General features: G+C 58.9%; 7 protein-coding genes, 3 pseudogenes and 1 other annotated feature. Of the genes and pseudogenes, 4 read left to right on the top strand and 6 right to left on the bottom strand.

Features of this window, described 5'->3' with window-relative positions; translation table 11 throughout:
• Window positions 1-77: 77 nt before the first annotated feature.
• A pseudogene (locus tag AC0L3X_RS45585) lies at window positions 78-983 on the bottom strand (IS3 family transposase); the annotation flags it as partial.
• Window positions 583-699: a sequence feature (AL1L pseudoknot), on the bottom strand. (Overlaps the previous pseudogene by 117 nt.)
• A 189-nt stretch (window positions 984-1,172) precedes the next feature.
• Between AC0L3X_RS45585 and AC0L3X_RS45580 the strand changes: the two are divergent.
• Window positions 1,173-1,286 (top strand): annotated as a pseudogene (locus AC0L3X_RS45580) (LLM class flavin-dependent oxidoreductase); the annotation flags it as partial.
• 805 nt (window positions 1,287-2,091) lie between these two features.
• Here AC0L3X_RS45580 and AC0L3X_RS45575 read toward each other — a convergent pair.
• From AC0L3X_RS45575 to AC0L3X_RS45565, 3 genes are all read right to left on the bottom strand, one after another.
• Window positions 2,092-2,406 carry a hypothetical protein gene (locus tag AC0L3X_RS45575; protein ID WP_439034048.1) on the bottom strand — a complete coding sequence of 105 codons (315 nt, stop codon included), beginning with the start codon at window positions 2,404-2,406 and terminating at the stop codon, window positions 2,092-2,094.
• Window positions 2,407-3,009: 603 nt separating this feature from the next.
• Window positions 3,010-3,399 carry a hypothetical protein gene (locus AC0L3X_RS45570; protein WP_439034047.1) on the bottom strand — a complete coding sequence of 130 codons (390 nt, stop codon included), beginning with the start codon at window positions 3,397-3,399 and terminating at the stop codon, window positions 3,010-3,012.
• Between the two features lie 57 nt (window positions 3,400-3,456).
• A complete protein-coding gene (locus AC0L3X_RS45565; protein ID WP_439034046.1) occupies window positions 3,457-4,401 on the bottom strand; it encodes an IS4/Tn5 family transposase DNA-binding protein in 945 nt (314 codons plus the stop codon).
• A gap of 1,414 nt (window positions 4,402-5,815) precedes the next feature.
• Here AC0L3X_RS45565 and AC0L3X_RS45560 point away from each other — a divergent pair.
• Window positions 5,816-5,965 (top strand): hypothetical protein, encoded by a 150-nt coding sequence (locus tag AC0L3X_RS45560; protein ID WP_439034045.1) that lies wholly within the window; start codon window positions 5,816-5,818, stop codon window positions 5,963-5,965.
• A gap of 397 nt (window positions 5,966-6,362) precedes the next feature.
• Here the strand turns inward: AC0L3X_RS45560 and AC0L3X_RS45555 are convergent, their stop codons facing one another.
• Window positions 6,363-7,088, bottom strand: coding sequence for a helix-turn-helix transcriptional regulator (locus AC0L3X_RS45555; RefSeq protein ID WP_439034044.1), 726 nt, complete (start codon window positions 7,086-7,088; stop codon window positions 6,363-6,365).
• 1,509 nt (window positions 7,089-8,597) lie between these two features.
• On the opposite strand from AC0L3X_RS45555, the gene AC0L3X_RS45550 reads away from it, so the two are divergent.
• Entirely contained in the window at window positions 8,598-9,383 is a 786-nt protein-coding gene (locus AC0L3X_RS45550; protein ID WP_439034043.1) for a transglycosylase domain-containing protein, read from the top strand.
• Window positions 9,384-9,545: 162 nt separating this feature from the next.
• On the opposite strand, the gene AC0L3X_RS45545 is transcribed toward AC0L3X_RS45550, so the two are convergent.
• On the bottom strand, window positions 9,546-9,686 hold the full coding sequence (locus tag AC0L3X_RS45545; protein WP_473317517.1) for a hypothetical protein: 141 nt from the start codon (window positions 9,684-9,686) through the stop codon (window positions 9,546-9,548).
• On the opposite strand from AC0L3X_RS45545, the pseudogene AC0L3X_RS45540 reads away from it, so the two are divergent.
• Window positions 9,653-10,311, top strand: a pseudogene (locus tag AC0L3X_RS45540) (transposase); the annotation flags it as partial. The gene AC0L3X_RS45545 and the pseudogene AC0L3X_RS45540 sit on opposite strands and share 34 nt — an antisense overlap.

Raw genomic sequence — 10,311 nt, 5'->3', positions numbered from 1 at the left:
AACGCCGGCGGAGGCGCTTGACGAATTGCTGTTATGAGTGAAAACAACTGGTGTTGCGACGACCGTTTGAATCCGCCTTGGCTGCCTCTGTCGCTGTGGTGCACGAGCCCGCTGCGATGGACCGGCCGGGAGCACGAAGCCTGCGTGCGCCGTGCGGGAGGCCCGCCAGCCCACGATCCTGCGGGCATAGGCGTCGATCACAATGGCGACGTAGACGAAGCCGGTCCAGGTCGCGACATAGGTGAAGTCGGAGAGCCAGAGGACGTTCGGCCTTGGTGCCTTGAACTGGCGATTGACGTGATCCAGCGGGCATGGCGCGGCCTTGTCGCTGATCGTGGTCTTGACGGATTTGCCGCGGATGACCCCTTGCAAACCCATGTCCTGCATCAGTCGCGACACTGTGCAACGGGCAACATCGAAGCCTTCGCGCTTGAGCTGCCGCCAGACCTTGCGCACGCCGTAGACGGAGAAGTTTTGATCGAAGACGCGCCGAACCTCGATCTTCAGCGCGGCGTCCTGCCTGGCGCGCGCCGACAGCTTGGCGGGATCGCGCCGCTTGGCCACATGGGCGTGGTAGGTCGAGGGGGCGATCGGCAAGACCTTGCAGATCGGCTCGACCCCATGCGCCCCACGATGATCGTCGATGAAGGCGATCATGGTTTGGACCGGCGGTCGAGCTCCGCCATCGCAAAATAGGCGCTTGCCTTGCGCAGGATCTCGTTGGCCTGCCGAAGCTCGCGGTTCTCCCGTTCGAGCGCCTTCAGCTTCTCGGCCGTGTCGGTCGGAACGCCGGCCCGCTGCCCGCTATCGACCTCGGCCTTCTTGACCCAGTCATGCAGCGTCTGCGGCGTGCAGCCGATCTTGGCCGCGATTGACGTCACGGCCGCCCAGCGCGACGGGTGCTCGCTGGCGTGATCCAGAACCATCCGAACCGCTCGAGTCCGGACCTCAGGTGAAAACTTGTTCGTCGTCTTGCTCGTCATGGCTCCATCCTCTCAGGAATGGAGCCTCCGGCAAACCCGGGGCGGTTCATCAGCGTGCAAGCCTGGTTCTCGATAAGCTGGTCCAGACCGGATTCATGACTGATGACCAGGTGTTTGGTGCAAGGCACTATCCGGCACAGCTAATGTTCAGGCCCGACGAGGGGTCGTTAAACCAGGGCAATCGACAACGAGGTTCCCGCGAACTATCTGCTTTGCCAGCTCGCCTTCGGATGTCTCCCATTGGATGCTTGCCTCAACACGGCAGCGGCAATTCACTCCGAACTCATAGCGACGGGATGCTGATGGTCAGAAGGAATGGAGTGAAGAGCCATACCTACGATGCTTTCGGCCACCCTAGCTGGCACGATATCGTCAACGAATGCCGTTCCGTTAGTTTGCATCGACGGAGCCAGCTCCTACGTTTGCTTGCTCCGGCGGGCAAGTCTGCTCACGCCCCTTCAGGTCTGGCACGTCAGTCCCGCATTCTACACAAATCCAAGATGTGGTTTGCTGCTACTGTGCCCCAGTCCGGACCGACTCGGGCAGCCGCAACTGAAACAAAAGACATGGAGTTAATACTGAGCTGGACCAAACTCCGACAATCGAGCCCTCGCGCCAGCGCGGCGAGGCTGGTGCCAGTGTCACTCTGAAACCTGCGCGACCAAGATGGCCGTGGACCTTGATCGTGGGCTACGTCTGCCGCGTCACACCCCGACGCTCCGGCGGGTGGCGGCCGAGGGACGCTGTCTCATTCCCCTCTTCAGGTCGGCCGAGAGACTTTCGAACCGGACAGACATCCGTTTCGTGCGATGGTCCATAAAGTTAGTTGGATGAAGGAACGACCAATGGTGTCACAACGACTGTCATCGTTCTATGCGTCAATGATATTAATTGATCGCATGTTTTGGAAATTCGCGAATTGATAGATAGCGACAGCTCAATTGGGTCCGATCTTCGACAGACGCTTCATGTCATATTGGACGCGAAGCGCCTTTCGGCAAAGCATTCAATAGTGAGCAACGCGCGGGCCGCGATTGAGGCGGCGCCTGAGTTGCCGCAGGTGGTCCGAGACCGGGCATATAAGTCTCTGGATTCCGCAATGGACATGCTAATGACGAGCGAACCGCGTGAGCCCGAGAAGCACCGAACGAATTCGTTGGTTTAGCAGTAGAGGATCTGTGGCGCTGGCAATCACCACGCCTGCGACGCTCTGACGTGGACTGTTGGCTGGCAATGCAGTGTCATGCGCTCCGAACGTGTCGACCATCGGCGGCCGCAGCGCCGCAGCAGCGACACCGGCAATCTCGCCGGATTGCATGTGCTGCGGATTGGCCGCCTCTCCTACGGTGCCAGGCGCAATTGCCTGGCGAGAGAAGCGAACGACATACATCGAGCAGAACAAGGGTTTCCGGTGCCCGCTCACGGCGCGGTACTCCCGACGGGGGCGCAAGCCTCCTGATCCGGGTAAGCTGTAGGCTGGGATAAAATATTGGCTGGCATGGCCAAAAACCCTTGAATCGGACGTAGCGCAAGATTGTACCAAGCAGATATTCGCGCATTTGCTCTACCGGCTGCTATCGCTGGTGGCGGGAGTGCGAATCAAGACCTCCAGCGAAGTAGTCGTCCTGATGACAATGGCCATTCTTGTTATCACTATGATCTTCTTCGTCGGCTTTGGAGTTGGTTATGGCGTTCGCGCCCCGCCGCCCTTTCGAGATCCTCCAGGCCGTTTTTAGGGATTGGAATTATCCCGCCTGAGGAGCAATTGCGGCAACTTGGTAGGCGGTCCGCTGCCGTCCCGTCTTGCCTAGAGACGATGCGCAGAGCACGTGCAGGCGACGTGCTCACCCGCTTGCAACGCGTTTCAACTGCGCGGCCTCAGGATAGACAAGTGGGTGTCTGACGGGACCTGTGAAGGACGGAGTTGAATACGGGGCGAACACCATCGCTCCATTGCCGAGGAGCCACTTCGCGCTTGTTCGACATATAGAACTGTTATGAGCCCAGTCAGCCTCCGGTGGAGCTTTCAATTACCCACAAATTCTCCTCCGACCAAGGCGCCTAACGCGATGTCGGTGAGGCGCGACAGCCCGCGCCACATGACCATATTGCCGGGAGGCGGATCGCTGGCGCGGGCGAGATCACCGCCGAGCCGGGCGATCTTGATGAGATAGTGCGAAAGCGTCTTCTGTCTCGCTTTGGGTTTGTCGTTGACGAAGCGATCGAGCACGCCGATTTCGGTCGCGGTTAACGCGAGGGTTGGCGGCGCGTCTGGAGCGGAACGGTTGAGCATCGTCATCCAGAAGACCCGCCAACTCAGGATGCAAAAGAGCGAGATCAGATTGGTCAGACGCTGGGCGGTCCTAAGCTTCGACTCCTCAGCTTTGCAGCCTGATTTGAGGATCTTGTGGAACACTCGATCTTCCATCTCAAAGCATACCATTCGAGCTTCTTAATGGCGTCAGTGCGGGAGCTAACAGGCAGATCTGTGATCAGCTTCCACTCGATTTTCTTTCTGTTCTTCGGCGTCACGCGCTCTTCGGCATGGATCACCGTCAAGGTACAGCGCGGGATAGCGCTTCTGCTTTCCGATCGGCGGCAAGACGCGAATCTTGCGATATCTGATCTCGAGGACGGCTTCATCGGGATCACCGTTGCTGTTTCTGACGTCGATGCAATGCAGTCCTTTGACGGCGACCTGGTCCATTTCGTCGGCGATCGTGTGATCTCCATCCCCAGCCAAACGGTTAACGCAAGTCCTAATCACGAAATGCGTTCCAGCTTCTCGAGCCGCGCAGAACAGCTCATAGATGTCGCTCTCGCGATCACCGACATGAACGCATCGTCCCGGATCGCCCAGCAACTCCGTGGATTGCCGGACATTGTCCAGCCACCGAATGCTCTCCTTCTTCTCGATGGGAACGCGGGTCGGATTGATCTTCTTCTTAAGTGCGGCGGTCCCCTTGAATTTCTTCCGGGTCCAAAACTTGACGGCCGTCAGTCCAAGCGCCAGCCCATCGGTTGTCACCGCCAGGCTCGAGTGCATCAGGATGCCGCAAACCGTGTGCGATCTCAGGCGGCCCGCCTTGTCCCGGCCGCTGTTTATGCTCTTGGTGATCCCGATCGCGTCTGAGTTCTCTCTTTGATAGCTGAACTCGGTCGTATCATGGAGCACTAGAACAGGACCGTCGGTGGCAATCGTGCGCTCACGCGTTGATTGAAAGTGGCCGGCCAGAATGTCCGCCTCACTGACCCGGTCGTTGGAGAAGAAACGATACGCAGCCTTGGTGTTGGCCCAGTCTTGGCACACCAGCGGAATACTTTCGCCCATGGCGCTCCCGATCTGCGCTACCAGTTTGCGGAGCCGCTTGTTCAGGCGCTCGTCGGCAAAGGCTGCAGCCTGCGAGCTCGCGATCAAACCATGCGTCGGCTTCCTCGTCCATCGGCACCGCCCCTGCGAATCGGTGCAGACAAGGAATCACGGTCGATTCCTGCGTTGCAATGGTTTGTGCGCTCCCTCAGCCCGTTCGACTAAATGTGGGTAATTGAAAGCCTCACCGGACGGTTACTGAGCCCACGCGGTCTGCGCGAATGGAAAAGAACCCCAGCGTCAAATTGTGGCCGGGGCGATCTCGCGTCAGGGACCCACAGAGCGTAGTTGTGATCGATGACGCCTGCACGTTCCGCTGCTGAACTAGACTACCAAAGTTGGGAGGTTCCGAACCCAAACCAACTTCCTAGAACTGGCTCCGCGAGAGTGGGTCTAGCGGATGCACAATGAAGCCTAGTGGACGTCTTACCGAAGTCCTTGAGAATAGCGCTTGCTTTGATGATGAGGCATGGGAAGTCTGGGCACAGTGCCTCTCACCCGCCGAGCGGCTGGCGTATATCCGCAAGCATCGCTCGGAGTTCCGGTTCACGGATCACAACGAGGTAGTTGCCGTTGTACGTGGCCGGCGCTTCACCGGTTGCTCTTCGCGGCTCCTTCAGTGGCGCCACAGCAGGCGAGTGAGGACGTTGAAGGCCGCCTTACTGTTCTGCCTATGTGTATGGGCCGGTGTTATCTGGCTCATGGTGCGATTGATCGATTAGATGCAGCAGACGGCGGCTCGCTCAGGCGGGCGCAGGGAGAATCGCACCAATCGAACATTGCCGTCTGACAGATGAGGCCAGGACGGCAAACGTACTCAGCGTACGAGTGGAACGTTCTTTGAAATGCTGTTGCGGACTCAGCAGTTCGCGACCGCGCTCTTGATGCGTAAGCGGACCCGGGGCAATCAGACGAACGTAGAAAATGAAGGGAGCACCTGTTAGCGACACTCGGCGTGATTAAGTCAGGGATACTGGCGCTCGCATTCGGTACCAATCCGCTGCGGCGCCCGTCTAGCCCTATCCCCAAGTTCCGCCGCCTGTGGTGTCGGCAATCGGCGACTGATGCGCGTACGAGCTCGGTAGGAGAGGGTGTCATGCCGCCAACTACGGCGTCCTGGAATCCAGTGGCGGCGCGCCTAAACGCTGTCATGATGAGACCGGCGTTACCTTGGGTGGGCAGATCGGCTATGGCTGGCCCAGTGGCCACATCGTGGCGGGGGTTGAACGCGAGGGAATAAGGCGCATCCGAGCAGATAAGAGTCCAATGTAGCGTCCTCCGCGTTTAACCGGGGCAAGCGATGCGTTCGCTACGACTGAGGAGATTTGTTGCCCGGACCATCTCTTGTCTTGTGCCAGAGGTGGCGCTGGTTGTCATGAGCAACACTTATCGAACGCTCAGCGTCCCAGTTAGGCAACAGCGAGCAAGACTTTGGGAAGCGCACTGCGAGCTCGGATCGGATATGGCAGGCGACCTGCTCGATGCCCTCGAAGACCGGCACTTGCTCAATCAGCCGGGAGCGCGAAGTTCGCCTCGCCCGCTGGCGACGGTGATCGCATCCACCAGGACCTCCATCTTCTTGCTGCTGGACATCTCGTTTCATCTGAAATAGTGATCCGTCCCGGGAAAAGTGACCGAAAGCCGGGCCCGGCTAGGGAGCGGTAATGCGAGCACGTACTTGCAGCATCAAAGGAAATTATGTTTTCATAGGCGAGTAAAATCCGCAATCCGCGCCTGCCAAGCTCGTGCTGAAGAGTTCCCTCACCGCATGCGCGCCAGCGATGCGGTGAACACTTCCCGTGGCCGGTCGGCGTCTGAGTGGCCGACCTACGGAGTGCACCCTCTTCGCGCGCTCCCTAATCCGCCATGGGCTCGTCTCTCAGGGCGCCTACGCAAGACGACAGAGACCTCACCCACTAACTTCGACATCTGCCCGGCGCCTGTACCTTCGCCCGACTTATCTCGAGCAGTCGCGTCGCTCGCGCGTTACGTGCGGGCGGCTGCCGAAATCATATAAGACCGAGGCGGATTGCCTTGGCGACGCAGTGAGTACGGCTGCTCGTCTCCAACTTTCGCATTGCATTCTTCAGGTGAAAGTTCACGGTATTCTCGCTGACCTGCAGGATGACTCCGATTTCCCAGGACGATTTCCCCTCCTCCACCCAGCGAAGGCAATCCCTTTCTCGTCCGGATAGCGCCACTTGCACATCGCATTTGCCGTCCGACGACGGCGCGATCTCTGCAAGAGCGTGATGAAATTGCCAAGCCAAGATGTTGAGACGACCGAGACGATACTGAGGGTCGGCATCGTCGTGCATGGATGCAAACGACGCGACCGAAAGCTGTCCAAATGGTCCGCACAGCGGTACGCTTACTCCGTGCTTCAGTCCGGCCTCTTTGGCCTCGTTTAACACTCGGAGTTCGCTCGGCTGCAATTGATGTTTGTCAGCGAGCTGGTCCCATAGAAAAGGGCCGGACAACCTTGTCGTACGTCGAACCACGGGGTCGATGGCCATATATCGGCCTTCAGCATAGCGCTCGCACCAAGCGGAAGGAAAGTTCACTGTCACCGTGGTTGGGAGATACTCTGGCTGCCGATTCGGCGCCGCCTCTGTCAACGCCCCGTAAGCGACCTGGCTGAAGCCCTGTTCGGACGAACAGCTCACGAGCAGGTCGAATAACGCCGCGATAGAGCGGCTCTGTTTCGCGCATTCGATGAAGCAAAATAGGTCCATTTGGCGCCTCCCACACCGACTTAGACGAACGGAGCTTACGTATTCTGATGAACCGACTTGAAGAAGGGCCCTGCGCCATTGCAATCTGCTCTGCGTTGCGAGCTGCTCCACCGAACGCAACAGAAATGTATTTCGCGAAGTGCTCCTATCGAGTCGCCTCACATCGGTAGTTGCTGTAATGGCATCCGACACTCGCGTGTCTTTCGAATGATGCGGTGCTGACGCTTCCAGCAAATGTCGTACCAGCTGCGGAGTGGGAGTAGCGCCCAGCGCGCGAGGCTGGAGGACTGATGATGCAACAATTTCTGCTACAATGCGGACATTGGTCGCAAGACAGACAATCTTGTCGGCTTCGCTAGCTACGGAGTACATACGGCATCTGCAAGAGCGAGCACTGTCGCTTCCTGCGATCAGCCTCCGGCTGGTTGCCCGGTCGTCCAGGCGAAGGGAGACCCAGCTCCTACGCCGTAAGGCGTGGATGCCAATCGGCGCACAGCGGGCATTCATCCGGGTGCTTTTGCTACCCTTGATGTTTGCCATGGAATGGCGCCCTAGCGAACAGAACCAGAGAGTCCCGGGTGCGCGACCGCGTCACGTCAGCGCGCGTTCAAAGCGGCCTGACATGCGTTGTCGTATTGTTCACCGAAGGAGGACGCTGGGAGCTGCGCCTAGAATGACATCCGACCAAGGGCATTATTCCCAAGAACCAGCTGCAGAATGGCAGATCATCGCTCCGTATCCGCACATGGCCATGAGATCGAGACGGTCTGCGCCAAGAGACTCTCTGTTTGCGTTCCAATCGATCCATTCGCGAAGTCGACGCACTACGCGCCGGTGCGATCAGATCCGATCAGGGCCGAGTGGCGAACCCCTTGGGCTCATCTTGATCGTGCGATTTGGCGCCGCGGTCGCGCTTGCTGCACCGCGATAGGCAATTGGGCCGGGCCGCTACGCGGCCCGATCACTTACACGAGCCAAACGCCTGTCTGAATGGTGAGCCGCCCTTAAGAGACTTGAATCGTACCTAGCGTCAAGTTGTACCAACTAACCGTTCGATTCGGCGAATTGGGACACGTACCAGCCTCAAGATGGCGGCACGGCACACTTTGGATCTGTGAGGCGCGTTCGATGACGGTGTCAGCTCCCATTCTCTTCCGTTGTCGGAGCCGGTTCGGCGCCCATCCGCGCTTTCGCGAGCAGCGCGCGGCTGCAGATGGCTGCCGCCTCCTCCGCAGATAGCTGCAGCAGTCATGCGGGATTGTCGCTCGAGCAATCCGCCTGCTGGCAGCAGAGCCCGATCCTGCGGACGGATTGCGCTCGCAGGCGTTCGCGAGGGCAAGCGATTCACCCCCAAGGGCTTGCTGCGTCGCGGCGCACGCCTGTGCAGAGCCACAAGTTCAGGCCCGAAGTGAGCAAGAGAGTCAGATGATCCCGCGACCGCGAAGATCCGTGATTCATGCTCGTATGATGGCTTTCGCTACGCGTATAACTTCAATGGCGTGTATGAGTATGGAGTTGATGCGCCGGGCGAGGCTTCTGCGTGGTTCGTTGCGCTGTGCGATCCTCGAGCCGCTCTCGGAGACTTTAACATTCGGGTTTATGAGTCTACTTCTGTTCCTGATCTTAGCAAATCCCGTATTACACAAGACTGGTAATCTGGGTTGGAGTGAAAGCTCCGATCGCGCAGTCGATCTGCCGGTGTGCCGCACGGGTCTGACCACCGCCTGCGGGAAGTACAGCACACCTTCGGTGCAAGAGCTTCCTGACGTTCTGGTGATGGGGACCTTGGCAGCTGGGGATCGGCGCTTCTATAGCCATTTCGGGATTGACCTTGGCGCGATTGCGCTCTCATTGCATGCTGGTCCGGACACGAATCCCCTGCGTCCGTCTATTGGCCAGCAGGTTGCGAGGCTGCTAGTCCCCTTCGATCAGCACAGTGCGGATGCGTGGTTTCATGAGGCGCTTGTCGCAATTTGGCTGGAATGGCGCCTCAGTAAGGATGAAATCCTGAATATCTACCTCAATCGTGTGCAGATCGGAGCTGACATCTTCGGCGTCAGTGAGGCGGCGCAAAATTATTTCCAGAAGCAGGTTCAGGATATCGAACTCAGCGAAGCGGCCCTGCTTGCCGGCCTCATAAATGCGCCACCCGTTCCATATTCGCATGTTGCACTTTCGAATGCGCGTGAGCGTGCAAACCGCGTTTTGGACATGCTCCTCGAGAGTGGAATCATTACGAATGATCAGGCGTTCGCAGCAAAGGAACGCCCGGCACGCCTGATTCTAAGGAAGTAGGATGCGCCGGCAGGTTAAGCTGATTGAAGTGAGCGTAAGGGCGAAAGATGATTGCTAAGTGCGGCAAAGCTGCGGAAGGTCGGGCGGCTGATCGGCCTCAAAACCTTATCGCACCAATGGGTGATTAACTGCGGGGCATTGTCGTAGAATCGGGCTTGCGACTCATCGATGCGCGATGCCGGCGCCCTTGAGCTCGTCACCATAGGCCTGTGAGGCATATTGGGCGGATTCAAACGGTCGTCGCAACACTCGGAGGTCGGAGGCTTGCGATGAACGTTGTAATGCGTCGATCGGCGCGGTCACGACCAGCCCCCTTGCCATCGCCAGGACGGCTCTCTGTTGCAAGGCGTGATGAACAAAGCAAATTTGGCGGGCGATAGCCGCCGCGCTAACCAGCGAAGCTGCTGCAGTCGACCCCGGATTGTCACAACCTGTCCGAAGCAGATCATTCCGAAAGGCGGGAGCGGTAGCCCTGGTTGATTGAGCGCGAGGAGATCGCACTTCTCAAGGTGCAGGGCCACTCCATACAGGAGATCGGACGTCGCCTGGGGCGGGCTGCTTCGACAATCTCCCGTGAACTGCGGCGCAATGCGGCCACCCGCGGCGGCGGGTTGGAGTATCGGGCAACAACTGCCCAGTGGCATGCAGATCGATCCGCCCGCCGGCCCAAGCCGGCCAAGCTTGCGCTCAATGCAACCTTGCGCACTTATGTGGAGGAGAGACTTGCTGGCGGCGTCGTTGCCCCGACCGGCGCTCCCGTTCCCGATCCCGCCGTTCCGTGGAAGGGGCGCCGGCATGGCCCGCGCAAGGATCGGCGATGGGCCAAAGCCTGGAGCCCTGAGCAGATTGCTCGACGCTTGCCGATCGACTTCCCGGACGACAAGACGATGCGCATCAGCCACGAAGCTATCTATCAAGCTCTCTTCGT

The sequence above is a fragment of the Bradyrhizobium sp. MI1.7 genome (assembly GCF_055811795.1).
Note: the sequence above shows the minus strand (reverse complement) of the source record. Positions and strands in the feature narration are given on the sequence as shown.